Origin of the sequence: Enterobacter cloacae complex sp. P13B (genome assembly GCF_014895915.1) — a bacterium.
Taxonomy (GTDB): Bacteria; Pseudomonadota; Gammaproteobacteria; order Enterobacterales; family Enterobacteriaceae; genus Enterobacter; species Enterobacter bugandensis.
Window position 1 is genome coordinate 53973 of record NZ_JADBQN010000022.1, and the last position, 18741, is coordinate 72713.

The 18741-nt window shown below is 56.9% G+C and carries 19 protein-coding genes; 11 read left to right on the forward strand and 8 right to left on the reverse strand.

From position 1 onward, the window contains the following. Positions 1-96: 96 nt before the first annotated feature. A complete protein-coding gene (gene rhaA, locus IM273_RS11155) occupies positions 97-1356 on the reverse strand; it encodes an L-rhamnose isomerase (RefSeq protein WP_193051017.1) in 1260 nt (419 codons plus the stop codon). Beyond that, positions 1353-2822, reverse strand: a complete 1470-nt coding sequence (gene rhaB, locus IM273_RS11160; protein WP_193051015.1) for a rhamnulokinase — start codon at positions 2820-2822, stop codon at positions 1353-1355. The genes rhaA and rhaB overlap by 4 nt, the downstream gene beginning before the upstream one ends. A gap of 301 nt (positions 2823-3123) precedes the next feature. On the opposite strand from rhaB, the gene rhaS reads away from it, so the two are divergent. Together rhaS and rhaR are read left to right on the forward strand one after the other, a co-directional pair. Beyond that, a complete protein-coding gene (rhaS, locus tag IM273_RS11165) occupies positions 3124-3960 on the forward strand; it encodes an HTH-type transcriptional activator RhaS (RefSeq protein WP_193051013.1) in 837 nt (278 codons plus the stop codon). A gap of 73 nt (positions 3961-4033) precedes the next feature. Further along, on the forward strand, positions 4034-4882 hold the full coding sequence (gene rhaR / locus IM273_RS11170) for an HTH-type transcriptional activator RhaR (RefSeq protein ID WP_028014857.1): 849 nt from the start codon (positions 4034-4036) through the stop codon (positions 4880-4882). Here rhaR and rhaT read toward each other — a convergent pair whose 3' ends face one another. Next, positions 4883-5917 (reverse strand): L-rhamnose/proton symporter RhaT, encoded by a 1035-nt coding sequence (gene rhaT, locus IM273_RS11175; RefSeq protein ID WP_193051011.1) that lies wholly within the window; start codon positions 5915-5917, stop codon positions 4883-4885. It lies immediately after the preceding gene. Between the two features lie 288 nt (positions 5918-6205). Here rhaT and sodA point away from each other — a divergent pair, with 288 nt between their 5' ends. Then, positions 6206-6826 (forward strand): superoxide dismutase [Mn], encoded by a 621-nt coding sequence (gene sodA / locus IM273_RS11180; RefSeq protein ID WP_003861999.1) that lies wholly within the window; start codon positions 6206-6208, stop codon positions 6824-6826. A 70-nt stretch (positions 6827-6896) separates the two neighbouring features. Beyond that, a complete protein-coding gene (gene yiiM, locus IM273_RS11185) occupies positions 6897-7571 on the forward strand; it encodes a 6-hydroxyaminopurine reductase (RefSeq protein ID WP_192972078.1) in 675 nt (224 codons plus the stop codon). 52 nt (positions 7572-7623) lie between these two features. Here yiiM and cpxA read toward each other — a convergent pair whose 3' ends face one another. Continuing rightward, the gene (cpxA, locus tag IM273_RS11190; RefSeq protein ID WP_003862003.1) at positions 7624-8997 is read right to left on the reverse strand and encodes an envelope stress sensor histidine kinase CpxA; all 1374 of its coding nucleotides are present in this window, start codon (positions 8995-8997) and stop codon (positions 7624-7626) included. Further along, the gene (gene cpxR, locus IM273_RS11195; RefSeq protein ID WP_006179159.1) at positions 8994-9692 is read right to left on the reverse strand and encodes an envelope stress response regulator transcription factor CpxR; all 699 of its coding nucleotides are present in this window, start codon (positions 9690-9692) and stop codon (positions 8994-8996) included. Before cpxR ends, cpxA begins: the two co-directional genes overlap by 4 nt. Before the next feature lie 150 nt (positions 9693-9842). Here cpxR and cpxP point away from each other — a divergent pair, with 150 nt between their 5' ends. From cpxP to IM273_RS11225, 6 genes are all read left to right on the forward strand, one after another. Continuing rightward, positions 9843-10349, forward strand: a complete 507-nt coding sequence (cpxP, locus tag IM273_RS11200; protein WP_028014854.1) for a cell-envelope stress modulator CpxP — start codon at positions 9843-9845, stop codon at positions 10347-10349. A 153-nt stretch (positions 10350-10502) separates the two neighbouring features. Next, positions 10503-11396 carry a CDF family cation-efflux transporter FieF gene (fieF, locus tag IM273_RS11205; protein ID WP_028014853.1) on the forward strand — a complete coding sequence of 298 codons (894 nt, stop codon included), beginning with the start codon at positions 10503-10505 and terminating at the stop codon, positions 11394-11396. Positions 11397-11570: 174 nt separating this feature from the next. Then, the gene (pfkA, locus tag IM273_RS11210) at positions 11571-12533 is read left to right on the forward strand and encodes a 6-phosphofructokinase (RefSeq protein ID WP_028014852.1); all 963 of its coding nucleotides are present in this window, start codon (positions 11571-11573) and stop codon (positions 12531-12533) included. Positions 12534-12667: 134 nt separating this feature from the next. After that, a complete protein-coding gene (locus IM273_RS11215) occupies positions 12668-13657 on the forward strand; it encodes a sulfate ABC transporter substrate-binding protein (RefSeq protein WP_193051009.1) in 990 nt (329 codons plus the stop codon). 107 nt (positions 13658-13764) lie between these two features. Continuing rightward, positions 13765-14508 carry a CDP-diacylglycerol diphosphatase gene (locus IM273_RS11220; protein WP_059357410.1) on the forward strand — a complete coding sequence of 248 codons (744 nt, stop codon included), beginning with the start codon at positions 13765-13767 and terminating at the stop codon, positions 14506-14508. A gap of 73 nt (positions 14509-14581) precedes the next feature. Beyond that, positions 14582-15886, forward strand: a complete 1305-nt coding sequence (locus tag IM273_RS11225) for an SLC13 family permease (RefSeq protein WP_028014849.1) — start codon at positions 14582-14584, stop codon at positions 15884-15886. Between the two features lie 38 nt (positions 15887-15924). Here IM273_RS11225 and tpiA read toward each other — a convergent pair whose 3' ends face one another. Then, positions 15925-16692: a triose-phosphate isomerase gene (gene tpiA, locus IM273_RS11230; protein ID WP_006808674.1), complete on the reverse strand. Its 768-nt coding sequence runs from the start codon at positions 16690-16692 to the stop codon at positions 15925-15927. Positions 16693-16803: 111 nt separating this feature from the next. Then, positions 16804-17400 (reverse strand): DUF1454 family protein, encoded by a 597-nt coding sequence (locus IM273_RS11235; protein WP_028014848.1) that lies wholly within the window; start codon positions 17398-17400, stop codon positions 16804-16806. Positions 17401-17512: 112 nt separating this feature from the next. Between IM273_RS11235 and IM273_RS11240 the strand changes: the two genes are divergently transcribed. Further along, entirely contained in the window at positions 17513-17932 is a 420-nt protein-coding gene (locus IM273_RS11240) for a DUF805 domain-containing protein (protein WP_028014847.1), read from the forward strand. Here the strand turns inward: IM273_RS11240 and fpr are convergent, their stop codons facing one another. Then, positions 17933-18679 carry a ferredoxin--NADP(+) reductase gene (fpr, locus tag IM273_RS11245; protein ID WP_045260252.1) on the reverse strand — a complete coding sequence of 249 codons (747 nt, stop codon included), beginning with the start codon at positions 18677-18679 and terminating at the stop codon, positions 17933-17935. It lies immediately after the preceding gene. Positions 18680-18741: the final 62 nt, after the last annotated feature.

An 18741-nucleotide genomic window follows, 5' to 3' on the forward strand; every position in this document is an offset into this window, starting at 1 on the left:
ACAGTGTTTCCTTTGAAAATACCGGGTGGCGTTACGCTTACCCGGCCAGCTTTTACCTGTAGGCCCGGCAAGCAACGCGCCGCCGGGCGATATTTTTTACTGACGAGCGGCGAGCACGTCTTTTTCATACGCCCGCACGTTGTCCAGCCACTGGCTGCCCGCCGGGGCGTCGTGACGCTGGCAGTAGATCTCCCACACCGCCTGCCACGGCAGGGATTTCTGCTCCTCCAGCAGCGCCAGGCGCGCGGTGTAATCGCCGCTCTCTTCCAGCTGTTTCAGCGCGGCGGTTGGCTCCAGCAGGGCACGCAGCAGGGCTTTTTTCATGTTGCGGGTGCCGATAACCCATGCCGCGATGCGGTTGATGGAGGCGTCGAAGAAGTCGAGCCCGATGTGCACGCGGTCAAACAGATCGTGGCGGATGATTTCGCTGGCAATCGCCTGGGTTTCGTCGTCCAGCAGGACCACGTGGTCGCTGTCCCAGCGCACCGGACGGCTGACGTGCAGTAGCAGGCGCGGCACGTAGAGCATGGCGGCGGAGATTTTGTCGGAGATGACTTCCGTTGGGTGGAAGTGGCCAGCATCCAGGCACAGCGCGGTCTGGCGGCTGGTGGCGTAGCCCATGTAGAACTCGTTCGAGCCCACGGTGTAGCTCTCTGCGCCAATGCCGAACAGCTTGCTCTCCACCGCGTCGATATGGTGCGCCGGATCAAGCTTCTCGCTGATGGCTTCATCCAGCGCGGCCAGCAGGCGCTGGCGTGGCGCCAGACGGTCAACGGTGATGTCCTTCATGCCGTCCGGGATCCAGATATTCATCACCGACGGCGTGCCGAGCTGCTCGCCAAAATACGCGGAGACGCGGCGGCTGGCCTTCACGTGGTCGATCCAGAACTGCCGGATTTCGTCGTTGGCGTGTGCAAGGGTAAACCCGTCCGCGCTCAGCGGGTGCGAGAAGCAGGACGGGTTAAAATCCAGTCCCAGCCGGTTGGCCTTTGCCCACTCCACCCAGTTCTTAAAGTGTTCCGGTTTGATTTCGTTACGCGCGACCGGTGCGTCGGATTCGAGATAAATCGCGTGCAGGTTCAGCCGTTTTGGCCCCGGGATCAGGCTCAGCGCCAGCTCCAGATCCGCACGCAGTTCGGTGGCGTTGCGCGCTTTGCCCGGGTAGTTACCCGTTGCCTGAATGCCACCCGTCAGGGAACCGCCCGGATTCTCGAAACCGGCGACGTCATCACCCTGCCAGCAGTGCATGGAGACGGGCAGACGGTCGAGCTGGCGCAGCGCCTCTTCGACATCCACGCCGACGGCGGCGAAACGCTGTTTAGCCAGGTCCCAGGCTTGTTCAAGTTGAGTGGTCATGCGCAAAGCTCCTTAGTCAGTCGTTTTTGCTGAAACTGCGCCCGGTAGCGGGCAATGTCATGGCAGGGATTGGGGGTGAAGGTGGTCAGGCTGTTATTCGCCGTCACCACCGAACGGAAATCGTCGACGTTTGATAGTTCGTCCAGCGTCATCAACTGAATGCCAATGTTGCCGAGCGTGGAAGCCTCTACGGGACCTGCCACCACGGTAATGCCGCAGGCATCGGCGCAGAGCTGGTTCAGCAGCTGGTTCTGGCAGCCGCCGCCCACGATGTGCAGCTGGCTGAACGGTTTACCGCGAAGGTCAGCCAGCTCGCTCAGGATGTCGGCATAGAGCAGGGCGAGGCTGTCAAAAATACAGCGCGCCAGCTCGGCGGGGCGGGAAGGTACCGGCTGCCCCGCGGCAAAACAGGCGGCCTGGATCTCAGCGCTCATGTGCACCGGGTTAATAAAGCGGTCGTCGTTCGGGTTAATCAGGAAGGTGCAGGCCTTCAGCTTTTCGGTTTCCGCGATAAGCGCGGGCAGGTCGGTGACGTTCTGCTCTTTCAGCACCCGCTGGAGCAGCCACAGGCCCATGATGTTCTTCAGCACGCGGTAGCGTCCTTCGGCACCGCCTTCGTTGGTGATATTGGCGGCCAGCGCGGCGTCGCTGGTGTAAGGCGTTTTGCTCTCAAAACCCATCAGCGACCAGGTGCCGGAGGAGAGATAGGCCGCGTCTTTGCTGGCGAGCGGCGAGGCAATGACCGCGCTTGCGGTGTCGTGACTGGCGACGGCGACAACGGGAATTTCATTCCCCTGCGGGCAAATCCACTGGCCGATGACATTGCCTGGATGGGTTGGCGCGCCGAACCAGGACGGCGAGGCACCCGTCCATGCCAGCAGGTGTTCATCCCAGTTATCGGTGTTGATATTGACCAGCTGCGTGGTGGTGGCGTTGGTGTATTCCCAGTTCATGTTGCCGGTCAGACGATAGCTTAAGTAGTCCGGGATCAGCAGTGCATGCGCCACCTTTTCAACCAGCTCTGGCTGTTGCTCCACCAGCGCGCGCAGCTGGTACAGCGTGTTAAACGGCAGAAACTGAATGCCGCTGCGACCATAGATATTCACTTTGCCAAGCTGCGCGATGGCGTGCGCCATCAGCCCATCGGTGCGGCTGTCTCGGTAGGAGACGGGCAGGCCAACGCGTTCGCCGTGACTGTCCAGCAGCACGTAATCCACGCCCCAGGTATCAATGCCGATACTGTCGATGCGGATACCGTTTTCGCAGACGTTGTGAAGTCCGGTGCGGATCTCCGCCTCCAGCGCATCAATATCCCAGGTCACAAAACCGACCTGTTTTTGCAGACAATTGGCGAAACGGTGCATTTCGCGAAGCGTAAGGGTGTGCTGGTCACAGTCCCAGGTGGCGAGCATTACACGGCCGCTGGATGCGCCTAAATCGACAGCCACACAATGGCGAAAAGTCATGGTCGGGTCCTTTCTTAAGTCATTAGCGATGAGTGTAAGAAAGGGAAGAAATAGCCACCTTCTCGCTACTGACAGCCCAAATCTCGCGCTGGCAAGAAAGCAAAGGTGAACGTGAGGGAGTTCACAGTTTCCAGTAATGGCGGGGTTTGCTGGCAGTGTGACGCTGACCGCATTTCCCGATCTTTCCGCCTGTTTCTTGAAAAACCGGCAGCTTTTGCGCGGTTTACTGTCAAAAATTTAAGGTGAGCGTGGAGGGCCTTAATTACTATTTTGAGAACTTTTCTCATTGGTGGGGGCCGTTATGACCGTACTGTACAGCGTCGATTTTTTTCCTTCGGGGGCTTCTCCCGTCGCGATTGAGCCACGGCTTCCTCAGGCTGCGTTCCCGGAGCATCATCATGATTTTCATGAGATTGTGATTGTTGAGCACGGAACGGGCATCCACGTATTCAACGGTCAGCCGTATACCATCAGCGGCGGTACGGTGTGCTTCGTGCGCGACCACGACAGACACCTGTATGAACATACCGACAACCTGTTTCTGACCAACGTACTCTATCGTTCCCCGGACGCGTTCCAGTTTCTCTCCGGGTTGAATCAGCTGTTGCCGCAGGAGAAGGACGGCCACTACCCGTCGCACTGGCGGGTGAATCAATCCACGTTACAGCAGGTGCGTCAGCTGGTGAGCCAGATGGAGCAGAGCGAGGACGGGCAGGAGACGCACGCGATTGCCACCCGCGAGCTGCTGTTTATGCAGCTGCTGGTGCTGCTGCGCCGAAGCAGCCTGGTGGAAGGGATGGAAAATAATGACGCACGGCTGAACCAGCTTATGGCCTGGCTGGAAGATCATTTCGCTGAAGATGTCTGCTGGAAAACGCTGGCGGACGACTTTTCGCTCTCGCTGCGCACGCTGCATCGTCAGCTCAAGCAGCATACCGGGCTCACGCCGCAGCGTTACCTTAACCGTCTGCGCCTGATCAAAGCGCGTCACCTTTTACGGCATACCGACGAAAGCGTAACGGAAATTGCTTATCGCTGCGGTTTCGGCGACAGTAACCACTTTTCGACGCTTTTTCGCCGGGAATTTAGCTGGTCGCCGCGCGATATTCGTCAGGGGAAAGACGCGTTGCTTCAGTAACGCGAGGGCAGTCACCGTTTTCAGGCCGCAAAAAAGCTAATAATGCCCGGTTATTCGCCGTAGAGGTTGTGGTGTGGCCGCTCAGTTAATTCTTCGCAAAGATGATTTTTTTGCCTCCGCGAGTCAGGCCGTCGCGGTGGCCGACCGTTACCCGCAAAATGTCTTTGCCGAGCACACCCATGAGTTCTGCGAGCTGGTGCTGGTGTGGCGCGGCAACGGCCTTCACGTTCTCAACGACCGGCCCTACCGCATCACGCGCGGGGATCTGTTTTACATTCGCGCCGAAGACAAACACGCCTACGCCTCGGTTAACGATCTGGTGTTGCAGAACGTCATCTACTGCCCTGACAGGCTTAAACTGAATGTCGACTGGGCGAGCAACATTCCGGGCATTCTGAATGCCGGAGGCGAACCGCACTGGCGCTTAAGCAGCAGCGGCATGGCTCAGGTGCGCCAGACGATTTCCCAGCTGGAGCAGGAGAGCCAGAAGAGCGACCCGGTGGCAAACCAGATGTCGGAGCTGCTTTTTGCCCAGCTGGTGATGACCCTGAAGCGTCATCGTTACGCCACGGATAATCCCTCCGCCACCACGCAGGAAGCGCTGCTGGATAAGCTGATCGCCCGGCTTGCGGGCAGTCTGAACAAGAGTTTCGTACTGGAAAAATTCTGCGAGCAGGAGCAGTGCAGCGAGCGCGCGCTGCGCCAGCAGTTCCGCACCCAGACGGGGATGACGATAAACCATTACCTGCGCCAGCTGCGCATCTGCCACGCCCAGTATCTGTTACAGCATACGGAGCTGATGGTCAGTGAAGTGGCGATGCGCTGCGGCTTTGAGGACAGTAACTACTTTTCGGTGGTGTTTAACCGTGAGGTGGGGATGACGCCGGTTCAGTGGCGTCATCGCAGTCGAAAAGCAGCGTAATCAGTTCGCCATGCCGAGGCCGACGATATTGGCCGCAATGATAATCACCACGCAGCCCAGGCTCAGTACGCCAACCGGACGACGTCCGGCGTTGTTCCACTCCTTCAGCACCAGCCCAACCAGCCCGCCGCACAGCACGTAGAAGCTCATGTGCAGCATCCAGCTTATGTAGTCGTACTGCGGCGGAATGCTGGCGTGGCCCCAGGCGTAGAAGAAGAACTGCAGATACCACATCAGGCCGCCGAGCGCGGAGAGCAGAACGTTGGTGAGGATCAGCGTTTTTGCCAGCGAGAAGTCGGCTTTTACCGACAGGTTCTTCACTTTTGCCAGACGAATGAAGCAGAAACCGAGGTTTACCAGCGCGCCGCCGCCCATGATCACCACGTAGCTTGGCAGGGCAACATACAGCGGGTCAACGCCCAGCGCCGCAGCGGCGTCGTGCATCGGTTTGGCGGCGTTCATGGCGAACGACATGCCCGCCGAGAAGACCCCGCACATCACCGCCAGCAGCAGCCCTTTCTTCAGGTTGAACTCTTCGGCCCTGATGCCCATCTTGCGTTCTTTTAGCTGGCCTGCGCGGGTGACGATCCCCACGCCGATCACCGCTACCAGCACGCCCAGCAGCGTCATTCGCCCGCCCTGGGTGTTGATCAGCACGTCGAAATGGCCGTTGAGAATGGGCGTCATCAGGGTGCCCACTATCAGCGTAATGCCAATCGCGATGCCGATACCCATCGACATCCCGAGGTAGCGCATGGTCAGGCCGTAGTTGATGTTGCCGATGCCCCACATCGCGCCGAACAGGAATACCGGCAGCAGGGTGGAAGCGTTGAAGGAGGAGAAGTAGCTCCAGAAATCGGGCAGCAGCATGGCGCTGATTGTCCACGGCAAAATCAGCCAGGACACGGTACCGCCAACGGACCACATGGTTTCCCACGACCAGCCTTTCACCTTTTTGAACGGGGCATAGAAACAGGCTGCACTGGCTGCGCCTATTAAATGCCAGAAGATACCCATCGTAATCGCATGATTCATTTTTACGTCCTCATTGTTTTTATAGCCGGAGGCTTCCCCCCGACTTGATGAGTGTAAAAATTAGGCTGTTCAGGAACCTTCAGAAGATTGCCGCACTTTTGTTTTGAATGGCAATCAGCACGTTAAGCGCGTGAGCAGACTCACAATTCTTTTATTTCTCAAAAACCGAATAACCTTATAAAAACTACGGCATTGATAATCATTTTCAATATCATTTAATTAACTATAATGAACCAACTGCTTACGCGGCATTAACAGCTGTGCCGCCCGACAATAATGGAGAGGATTATGAGTTATACACTGCCATCCCTGCCGTATGCCTACGACGCACTGGAACCGCATTTCGACAAGCAGACGATGGAAATCCATCACACTAAACACCACCAGACCTACGTGAACAACGCGAATGCTGCGCTGGAAAGCCTGCCAGAGTTCGCTAATCTGCCTGTTGAAGAGCTGATCACCAAGCTGGACCAGCTGCCAGCAGACAAGAAAACCGTACTGCGTAACAACGCGGGCGGTCACGCTAACCACAGCCTGTTCTGGAAAGGCCTGAAAACCGGCACCACCCTGCAGGGCGACCTGAAAGCGGCTATCGAGCGCGACTTCGGTTCCGTAGACAACTTCAAAGCGGAATTCGAAAAAGCCGCTGCAACCCGCTTCGGCTCTGGCTGGGCGTGGCTGGTTCTGAAAGGCGACAAGCTGGCAGTGGTTTCTACTGCTAACCAGGACTCCCCGCTGATGGGTGAAGCGATCTCTGGCGCATCCGGTTTCCCAATCCTGGGTCTGGACGTGTGGGAACACGCTTACTACCTGAAGTTCCAGAACCGTCGCCCTGACTACATCAAAGCGTTCTGGGATGTCGTGAACTGGGACGAAGCAGCAGCGCGTTTCGCCGCTAAAAAATAAGGTTGCATTGACGCCTGTGAGAAGCGAGTCTGATGACTCGCTTTTTTGTATCTGCGTAATGGAGGCAGCGATGCATTACCCGGTGAACGTGTTTACAGGCAAGGTAAGGGAATACGACGGCAGCCGCCCGAGCGCCATCGCCAAAGTGCAGGTTGACGGTGAGCTGTCGCTGACCGAGCTCGGGCTTGTGGGCGACCAGCAGGCCGAAAAGAAAATCCACGGCGGGCCCGATCGCGCGCTGTGCCACTATCCGCGCGAGCACTATCAGCACTGGAAAACCGAATTTCCTGAGCAGGCGGACCTCTTCGTCGCGCCCGCGTTTGGCGAAAATCTTTCAACGGAAGGGCTGACGGAAAAGAACGTCTTTATTGGCGATATTTACCGCTGGGGCGATGCTCTGATTCAGGTGACGCAGCCACGCTCACCGTGCTTTAAGCTCAACTACCATTTCGGGATTCAGGATATGTCGGCCCAGCTGCAAAACGCGGGCAAAACCGGCTGGCTGTATCGCGTTGTGCAGGCGGGACAGGTTTCGGCGGACGCGCCGCTTGAGCTCGCGTCGCGCGTGAGTGAGGTGTCGGTGTACGAGGCCTGCGCGATTGCCTGGCATATGCCGTTTGACGATGAACAGTATCATCGCCTGCTATCGGCGGCGGGGTTGTCTACCAGTTGGACGAGAACGATGCAGAAGCGGCGTATAAGCGGGAAGATCGAGAGTAGTTCGCGGAGATTGTGGGGGAAATAGGTTCCGTAGAAAGTAGGCCGGGTAAGGCGAAGCCGCCACCCGGCACATACCGTTACGAACGCTTATACAGCGGTAGCCACAGCGTTAACCGCAGCCCGCCCAGCGGGCTGTCGTCGGCTTTCACCCAGCCGCGGTGCTGCTGCATGGCGGTTTCTACAATCGCCAGCCCCAGCCCCGTGCCGCCAGACTCGCGGTCGCGCGCTTCGTCGGTGCGGTAGAACGGACGGAAAATCTGCTCGCGATCTTCCGGGCTGACGCCAGGACCGTCGTCATCGACAATGACGGTGATCCCGTCTTTATCCACCGAGAACGCCACTTCAATCTTCGTATGCGAGTAGCGCAGGGCGTTACGCACGATATTCTCCAGCGCGCTTTCCAGCGCGTTGGGGTTACCGTACAGCGGCCACGGGCCCGGCGGGAAGTTGACGGTGAACGATTTCCCCATCTGCTCCGCTTCGAACGCCGCGTTGTCCAGCACCTCGTGCCACAGGTGATTGGCTTTCACCGTTTCGCTCACCAGCGCGTTTTTCTGCTGGTTGCGCGACATCACCAGCAGATCGTTAATCATGCTGTCCAGACGATGCGCTTCCGTTTCAATACGCTCCAGCTCTTTGCTCTCCCCGCTGCGGCGACGCAGCAGGGCGGTGCCCAGCTGTAAGCGCGTGAGCGGGGTGCGCAGCTCGTGTGAGATGTCCGACAGCAGGCGTTGCTGGGCCGTCATCATCCGATCAAGCGCGCTGACCATCTGGTTAAAACTGGTCCCGGCGGCCAGGAACTCCTGCGGCCCGGATTCCAGCTCCGGATGCTGTCTGAGATTGCCTTGTGCCACTTCGTCCGCCGCGTTTTTCAGCTTACGTGCCGGTTTCGCCAGGCTCCACGCCAGCCATAACAGCAGCGGGGAACTGACCAGCATCGTGACGATCAGCAGCAGAAGCGGACGGTCAAATAGCAGGTTGATGAAGTCGGACTGGGAACTGCTCGCAGGGCGAATCAGGTAGAGCTGGTAGTTATCTTCCCCATCCCGTACCGAGAAAGGGCCGACCATCTCTACCCGACCATATTTCTTTTTCTGTGGGTGATCGGCGTTATCCGCCTGGCCAATAAAGTTGCGGATGATCTGCATTTCATTGCGATCGGCGCCAATCACGCGGCCTTCGCTGGTAACCAGCAAAAGACGTTGTCCTGGCGGCGCCCACTTGTCGATAGCGCGAAACAGCCTGCGCCACCACATTAAATCGTTCGGCGGATCGTTTGCCAGCTCCGCTTCCACGTGCTGCTCGATCATCACGCCCTGACGTTGCTCGCTGTCGAGAAGCTCCGTCATCTGGCGTGAGTCGAGTTTTGGCAACATCAAAACGAGCATTAAAACCAGTGCCAGCGTCAGCCAGAAGATGGCGAAGATGCGGGCGGTTAAGCTGCCTATCATGAAGCAGAAACCATCAGATAGCCGCGACCACGCAGGGTTTTAAACCATGGGTGACCGTCTTTACGCTCCGGCAGCTTGCGGCGCAGGTTAGAGATGTGCATGTCGATGGCGCGGTCAAACGGCGTGAGGCGTTTGCCCAGCACTTCCTGGCTTAAATGTTCACGCGATACCACCTGGCCAAGATGTTGCGCCAGTAGATACAGCAGGGTGAACTCGGTGCCAGTAAGCTCCAGCGTCTGGCCGTCGAAGCTTGCTTCCTGACGGCCCGGGTTCAGGCTCAGGGAGTCCACTTCCAGCGTTGGCGAGCTGTTGTCGGTATTCTGCTGCTGCTCGCTCCAGTGGGAACGACGCAGGATCGCACGAATACGGGCCACCAGTTCACGGTCGTTGAACGGCTTCGGTAAATAGTCATCCGCACCCAGCTCAAGGCCGAGAACGCGGTCAAGCTCGCTGCCGCGGGCGGTCAGCATGATAACGGGGGTCTGGTGTGTCTGGCGAAGCTCTTTCAGCGTATCAATACCGTTTTTCTTTGGCATCATTACGTCGAGCAAAAGTAGATCGATGCTGTCGTCAAGGAGACTCAGCGCCTGCTCGCCATCATGGGCAACCAGGACGTTGAAACCTTCCATGTCGAGCAACTCCTTTAAAAGGGATGTGAGCTCTCGGTCATCGTCAACTAACAGGATTTTATTCATTGTTTAAATACCTCCGAGGCAGAAATTACGACATCAAGGCTATCTAATCCATGACTTTACGTTGTTTTACACCCCCTGACGCATGTTTGCAGCCTGAATCGTAGACTGTCTCTCGTTGAATCGCGACACGAAAGATTTTGGGAGCAAGTGATGCGCAAAGTTACCGCTGCCGTCATGGCCTCAACGCTGGCGTTCAGTGCGTTTAGCCAGGCTGCTGTAGCTATCATCGGCGATAACGGTTCCTCGCAAGAGGGCGCAACGCAGCACAGCAGCCAAAGCCATATGTTTGACGGCATAAGTTTAACCGAACATCAGCGTCAACAGATGCGAGATCTGATGCAGAGGGCACGACACGACCAGCCCCCTGTTAATGTTAGCGAAATGGAGACAATGCATCGCCTTGTCACCGCAGAAAATTTTGACGAAAGCGCTGTTCGCGCTCAGGCCGAAAAAATGGCACAGGAACAGGTTGCCCGCCAGGTAGAAATGGCGAAGGTCCGCAACCAGATGTTCCACCTGCTAACGCCCGAGCAGCAAGCGGTTTTGAATGCCAAACATCAGCAGCGTATGGACCAGCTGCGTGAGGTTGCACGGATGCAGCGAAGCTCAGAAGCGACGTTTTTCAGTAGCAATAGCAGTACCCGTAGTAACCAGTAAACCCTGTTTTCCTTGCCATAGACACCATCCCTGTCTTCCCCCACATGATGTGGGGGTTTTTTTTGCCCCGCATTCTGATTTGTTAACCGTTTATTCATCCTTTGCCTCCCCATGCTTCCGTTATACTAGCGGCATGACATGACAGGAGCGTTTATGAATCAATCCTATGGAAGGCTGGTAAGCCGGGCCGCCATTGCGGCGACCGTCATGGCCTCTGGCCTGCTGCTGATCAAAATTTTTGCCTGGTGGTATACCGGCTCGGTCAGTATTCTGGCGGCGCTGGTGGATTCACTGGTCGATATCGCCGCCTCGCTGACCAATCTTCTGGTGGTGCGCTACTCGCTGCAGCCGGCGGATGAAGAGCACACGTTTGGGCACGGCAAGGCGGAATCGCTCGCGGCGCTGGCGCAAAGTATGTTCATTTCTGGCTCTGCACTGTTCCTGTTTTTGACCGGTATTCAGCATCTGGTTTCACCTTCACCGATGAACAATCCCGGTGTCGGCGTGGTCGTCACGGTCATTGCACTTATAAGCACACTTGTTCTGGTAACGTTCCAGCGCTGGGTCGTTCGCAAAACGCAAAGTCAGGCCGTACGGGCGGATATGCTTCATTATCAATCTGATGTTATGATGAATGGGGCTATTCTTATTGCGCTCGGTCTGGCCTGGTATGGCTGGCATCGGGCCGATGCGTTGTTTGCGTTAGGGATTGGTATCTATATTTTATATAGCGCCCTGCGGATGGGGTATGACGCGGTGCAATCACTGCTCGATCGCGCTCTTCCGGACTCAGAACGTAACGAAATTTTTTCTATCGTGACCTCCTGGCCCGGCGTCAGCGGTGCACACGATCTTCGAACGCGGCAGTCAGGGCCGACCCGCTTTATTCAGATTCATATTGAAATGGAAGACAACCTGCCACTGGTACAGGCTCACGTTATTGCTGAGCAGGTCGAGCAGGCGATTTTGCAGCGTTTTCCTGGTTCAGACGTCATCATTCACCAGGATCCCTGCTCGGTTGTACCCGGACATGTTGGGCTTTCGTAATTCGTTGTAAAAAAGTGAGCCAGGCCAGCATTTTGTGTATAAATTACCGCCATTTGGTCTGACCTGAATCAATTCAGCCAGAAGGGATTGATATACTATTTGCAGTATTCGTTGGTCGATAAGTTTCTTCCGGCAACAGATTTCAATTTTGCATTCCTAAGTTCAGAGGTAGTCATGATTAAGAAAATCGGTGTGTTGACAAGCGGCGGTGATGCGCCGGGCATGAACGCGGCAATTCGTGGGGTTGTCCGTGCAGCGCTGACGGAAGGTCTGGAAGTTTTTGGTATCTATGATGGTTACCTGGGTCTGTATGAAGACCGTATGGTTCAGCTCGACCGCTACAGCGTGTCTGACATGATCAACCGTGGCGGTACCTTCCTTGGGTCTGCGCGCTTCCCGGAATTCCGTGACGAACACATCCGTGAAGTGGCTATCGAGAACATGAAAAAGCGTGGTCTGGACGCGCTGGTCGTTATCGGCGGTGACGGCTCGTACATGGGTGCAAAACGTCTGACCGAAATGGGCTTCCCGTGCATCGGCCTGCCGGGCACCATAGACAACGACATCAAAGGCACTGACTACACCATCGGTTACTTCACCGCGCTGGGCACCGTTGTGGAAGCCATTGACCGCCTGCGTGACACCTCTTCTTCTCACCAGCGTATCTCTATCGTTGAAGTGATGGGCCGTTACTGCGGTGACCTGACCCTGGCAGCGGCTATCGCCGGTGGTTGTGAGTTTGTGGTGGTTCCTGAAGTGGAATTCAGCCGCGAAGATCTGGTTGCTGAGATCAAAGCCGGTATCGCGAAAGGTAAGAAACACGCGATTGTGGCTATCACCGAGCACATCTGTGACGTTGACGAGCTGGCGAAGTACATCGAAACCGAAACCAAACGCGAAACCCGCGCGACCGTTCTGGGCCACATCCAGCGCGGCGGTTCCCCTGGCCCGTACGACCGTATTCTGGCGTCCCGCATGGGCGCGTACGCTATCGAGCTGCTGCTGCAGGGCCACGGTGGCCGCTGCGTCGGTATTCAGAACGAACAGCTGGTTCACCATGACATCATCGACGCCATTGAAAACATGAAGCGTCCGTTCAAAGGTGACTGGCTGGACTGCGCGAAAAAACTGTACTGATCCTTCGAGCCCTCTTCTTTCTGAAGAGGGCTTTTATTCCTTCACGTTATAGCCAATCTTTTTTTATTCTTTAATCATCGATTCGCTTTCTGGCACGCTGCATTCATCAAAACACTACACAAGAGAGCTGGGCGATGTATAAATGGGGCGTGGGGTTAACATTATTGCTGGCATCGACCAGCGTGCTGGCAAAGGACATTCAACTTCTCAACGTGTCGTACGACCCGACGCGTGAGCTGTACGATCAATACAACAAAGCCTTCGCGGCGCACTGGAAGCAGGAAACCGGCGATAACGTGGTGGTTCGTCAGTCGCACGGTGGCTCCGGTAAGCAGGCAACGTCTGTGATTAACGGTATTGAAGCCGACGTGGTTACCCTGGCGCTGGCCTATGATGTCGACGCTATCGCCGAGCGTGGCCGTATCGACAAAAACTGGATCAAACGCCTGCCGGACAACTCCGCGCCATACACCTCGACCATCGTCTTCCTGGTGCGTAAAGGCAACCCAAAACAGATTAAGGACTGGAACGACCTGATCAAACCGGGCGTTTCTGTGATTACCCCGAACCCGAAAAGCTCCGGCGGGGCACGCTGGAACTACCTGGCGGCCTGGGGCTACGCGCTGCACCACAACAACGGTGACCAGGCTAAAGCACAGGAGTTCGTCAAATCCCTGTACAAAAACGTTGAAGTGCTGGACTCCGGCGCACGCGGTGCCACTAACACCTTCGTCGAGCGCGGAATTGGCGACGTGCTTATTGCCTGGGAAAACGAAGCCCTGCTGGCGACCCACGAACTGGGTAAAGACAAGTTTGAGATCGTGACTCCGAGCGAATCCATCCTCGCCGAGCCGACCGTTTCCGTGGTCGATAAGGTCGTTGATAAGAAAGGCACCAAAGCGGTGGCGGAAGCCTACCTGAAGTATCTCTACTCGCCGGAAGGCCAGGAAATCGCGGCGAAGAACTTCTATCGTCCGCGCGATGCGGCTGTCGCGAAGAAATACGACAGCGAATTCCCGAAACTGAAGCTCTTCACCATTGATGATGTGTTCGGCGGCTGGACGAAAGCGCAGAAAGAGCACTTCTCTAATGGCGGCACCTTCGACCAGATTAGCCAGCGCTAACGGTTAGCAAACGACACGGCGACCCGGTGTGAGAAATCCACCGGGTTTTTTATTTGGTCATCATTTTGCGTTACTCTTTTGCCTCTATTGAAAACAGGGAACGCGTTGTGAAAAAAATTATCTTACTGATCCTGATTGTCATCGCCCTTGCCGCAGGCGGCGTGTACTGGATAAAAGCGGGTAATCCGAATGCGTTGCGCCATATCGTCCTCGACCAGTGTCTGCCTAATCAGCTGCAACTCCGTAACCCGGCACCCTGCGCGCAGGTGAAGCCTGACGCGGGCTATGTGGTATTTAAGGACCGCAACGGGCCGCTGCAGTATCTGCTGATGCCAACGTATCGCATCAACGGCACTGAAAGCCCGCTACTGACCGAGCCTCATACGCCAAACTTCTTCTGGCTGGCGTGGCAGTCGCGCAGCTTTATGACCCTGAAGCGTGGCTCTGAAGTGCCGGACAGCGCTATTTCGCTGACGATTAACTCACCAACCGGACGCACGCAGAACCATTTCCATATCCATATCTCCTGCCTGCGCCCGGACGTGCGCGAGAAGCTCAACGCGGCGCAGGGAGACATCAGCACCCAGTGGCTACCGTTCCCGGGTGGGCTGGAAGGACATGAGTACCTCGCACGCCGGGTGACGGAGAATGAACTGGTCCAGCGCAGTCCGTTTATGATGCTGGCGGAAGAGCTGCCGGAAGCGCGCGACCATATGGGACGCTTCGCGCTGGCGATGGCGCAGCAGTCGGATGGTTCGTTTGTTTTGCTGGCGACCGAGCGTAACCTGCTCACGCTTAACCGCGCGTCGGCAGAGGAATTGCAGGATCATCAATGCGCTATCCTGAAGTAACCCCACTATAAATCGCGTTTACTCAGGCTGCCTGTCACCGTAGACTTGCTGAAAAAATCTACAGGAGACAGGTATGTCGCTCTGGTTAACGCATCCTCTGCTGCTGCCCTCGCTGATCGTCGGCGTCACCATCGTGCTGTGGGCGACGTCGCTGTTGCCGGAATTTATCACCGCGCTGTTGTTTTTCACGGCGGCGATGACCGCCAGAATCGCCCCGCCGGAGGTGATTTTTGGCGGTTTTGCCTCGTCGGCTTTCTGGCTGGTCTTCAGCGGCTTTGTGCTCGGCGTGGCGATCCGTAAAACCGGCCTGGCGGACAGGGCCGCCCGGGCGCTGTCGGCAAAGCTCACTGACTCCTGGATGCTGATGGTGGCGAGCGTGGTATTGCTCAGCTACGCGCTGGCGTTTGTGATGCCGTCAAACATGGGGCGTATTGCGCTGCTGATGCCCATTGTCGCGGCGATGGCGAAACGCGCCGGTATCGCCGACGGCTCCCGCGCCTGGTTCGGCCTTGCGCTGGCAGTCGGCTTCGGTACCTTCCAGCTCTCGGCCACCATTCTGCCCGCCAACGTGCCTAACCTGGTCATGAGCGGCGCGGCGGAAGGCTCGTACGGCATTCACCTGAACTATGTCCCGTATCTGCTGCTGCACACGCCGGTGCTCGGTATTCTCAAAGGCCTGATTCTGATTGGCCTCATCTGCTGGCTGTTCCCCGGCAGCCCGAAACCGGCGAAGGATTTCACGCTGTCTGAACCGATGGGGCGTGACGAAAAACGACTCGCCTGGCTGCTGGTGGTGGTACTGATGATGTGGGTGACGGAGAGCTGGCACGGCGTGGGGCCGGCGTGGACGGGGCTGGCGGCCTCGATTATCGTTATGCTGCCGCGCATTGGTTTTATCACCGGCGAGGAGTTCTCGGCGGGGGTAAATATGCGCACCTGCATTTACGTTGCGGGTATTCTCGGGCTGGCGATCGTCGTGACGCAAACGGGTATCGGAGCGGCCGTAGGCGAGGCGCTGCTGCGCATAATGCCGCTGGATGCGGACAAACCATTCACCAGCTTCCTGGCGCTAACCGGAATTACTACGGCACTCAACTTCATTATGACTGCCAACGGCGTTCCGGCGCTGTACACCACGCTGGCGCAGAGCTTCTCGGATGCGACCGGTTTCCCGCTGCTGTCGGTGATCATGATTCAGGTACTGGGCTATTCCACGCCGCTACTGCCGTATCAGGCGTCGCCGATTGTGGTGGCGATGGGGCTAGGAAAGGTGCCTGCAAGGGCGGGGATGGTGCTCTGCCTGGCGCTGGCGATTGCGACGTATCTGGTGCTGCTGCCGCTGGATTATCTGTGGTTTAGCGTGTTAGGGCGTTTGTAGCGGCGGGTAAGCGCAAGCGCCACCCGCCACAAAGGCCATTACGCCTGTTTAGCCGCTTCTGCCGCTTTAACGATCACCGCGAAAGCGTCCGCTTTCAGGGATGCACCGCCAACCAGCGCGCCATCGATATCTGGCTGGGTGAACAGCTCAGCAGCGTTGGAGGCGTTTACGGAGCCGCCGTACTGGATGATCACTTGCTCAGCCACTTTCGCGTCGGCTTTAGCAATGTGGTCACGGATGAATTTGTGAACTGCCTGAGCCTGCGCAGGGGTAGCAGATTTGCCGGTACCGATCGCCCAGACTGGCTCGTAAGCGATAACCGCGCCTTCGAACGCTGCCGCGCCCTGCGTTTTCAGCACGGCGTCGATCTGACGTGCACACACTTCTTCGGTTTTGCCCGCTTCGTTTTCCGCTTCGGTTTCACCGATGCACAGAACCGGGATCAGACCCTGCTCTTTCAGCACGGCAAATTTCTTCGCGATGAACTCGTCAGATTCTTTGTGGTAAGTGCGACGCTCGGAGTGGCCGATGATGATGTATTTCGCGCCGATATCTTTCAGCATTTCAGCGGAAGTTTCACCGGTGAACGCGCCAGACAGGTTAACGTCAACGTTCTGCGCGCCCAGCACGATGTGGCTGCCGTCAGCGGCACGTTTAGCCAGATCCAGGTACATATCCGGCGGAGCGATAGCAACCGCGCAGCCGGTCACGCCAGCCAGCTCTTTACGCAGGTTTGCAACCAGTTCGTTTACCATGTGGCGGCTGCCGTTCAGTTTCCAGTTACCCATCACTAAAGGATGTCGCATTTCAATTCTCCACGCTAAATAAGCGAATTAAGGAATATGGCCGCCCTGTCGGGCAGCATGGTCTGTGAATCAGTATAGAGATTTTCCCTCGAAAGGCTTTGCTTTTTGTCATTAATTGGCCCCGCCAAGGGTGTCAGATAGCGCCAGCTTAATCGGTTCAACGGCGAAGGTCAGTCCTTTTTCGCCGTTATCCGCCACTACATAGCGAATCGCGCCTTCGGTTGTGGCGTAGTACCGCTTGTTTTTACCGGCGGTCAGCAGCTTTTGCAGCTTTTGCTGGCTCTGCTTTTTCGTCAGCGCAGGCGTAAACGCCTGCAGCACCGCGCTCATGTAATCAAGCGCCTTCGATTTAGCCGCTTTCTGCTCTGGCCCCTGAATCGGCAGCCAGGTGATTTGCATACTTTTGATTTTTAACGTACCGCGCTCCAGCGCCGTGGAAGCATACAAATTCTCGTTAATCTTGCTCGCTGCACGGGTCAGTGTCGGGGTATCGCGCGAGCTATCAATGGCGCGAAACTCATCCAGCGGCAGCCCTGGGTTGGCCTGATTGAAAGCTTCGCGAAACTGGCTGATGGACTGATCGAAAGACGGTGCGCCCGCCAGCAAATACGGCGCAGTGGTGGGGGCCGCGGTGTTGGCGGCGTGCAGCGGAAAACCCGCGCCGAGCATCGCTAAACACAGGAAAAGAGAATGTGCCGAATTTTTCATCAACATTGCACCTGGCCGTAAGTGCTCATGATTAAAACGATATCTGGTCGGCTTGTCAAAAGGTCACAACTCCAGGGTAAAATGCGGGCTAAACGATAATAAGGAACCTTACATGACCATACAGCAGTGGCTGTTTTCATTCAAAGGGCGTATTGGACGCCGTGATTTCTGGGTCTGGATGGTGACGTGGGTCGTCGCCATGCTGCTTCTTTTTTTCGTTGCCTACAACGCCTGGCTGAGCACGCAAACGGCGGCATTTGCACTGGTCTGCCTGCTATGGCCGACGGCGGCCGTCGTGGTGAAACGCCTGCACGATCGCGGCCGCTCCGGCGCGTGGGCATTTTTGATCATACTGGCGTGGATGCTGGTGGCAGGGAACTGGGCGATGCTGCCTTCCATCCTGCCGTGGGTCGTGGGCAGGCTGCTGCCGTCGGTCATCTTCGTGATGATGATTGTCGATCTGGGCGCGTTTATCGGCACCCAGAGCGAAAATAAATACGGTAAAGATACCGTCGAGGTGAAATACCGCTGATCACCAGTAGTGTTCGGCGGTCATATGGCCCGGCCGGCGGCGAAGATGTTTCGTCATCTGCCGGGTATCCTTCAGAAGCTGCTGCGTGTCCCGGACCATCTGCGGGTTACCGCACAGCATGACGTGGCTGGTTTCGGCCGTCATCGGTAAGCCCACCGCGTCTTCCAGTGCGCCGCTCTCAATTAACGCCGGTACGCGACCGGTAAGCGCTCCTGCTACGGTTTCGCGGCTGACTACCGTCTGAATCTTTAACTTTCCGCCGTACTGCTGTTCCAGCGCCTGCATCTGCGGGAGATAGCTTAAATCTGCGGCATAGCGCGCGGCGTGCACCAGCACGATGTTTTTGAAGCGCTCCAGATCCTTACCGTACTGCAAGATAGAGAGATACGGACCGATGGCCGTGCCGGTTGCCAGCATCCAGAGCGTGTCACAGTCAGGGATCTCTTCGAGCACAAAGAAGCCTGCCGCTTCGCTCACAATCTGCACATCGTCGCCGGGCTGAAGGGCGGCAAGACGCGGGCTGAGCTTACCGTCAGGAACGGTGACGAGATAGAACTCGAGATCCGGGTTATCCGGCGCGTTAACGTAAGAGTAGGCGCGCTGCACGCGCTCGCCGTCGACATCCAGACCCAGCTTGGCAAATTGCCCGGCCTTAAACGGGTGAACGGGAGCATGCAGGGTGAGACTAAATAGCGCATCGGTCCAGAATTCTATCTTTGTGACTTTACCTGTTACCCAGTCCGCCATGATCTTCTCCTGTGCTGTTTCTCTGTTCTATCTTCCGTACTTGTGGGAAACATTTCCAGCCC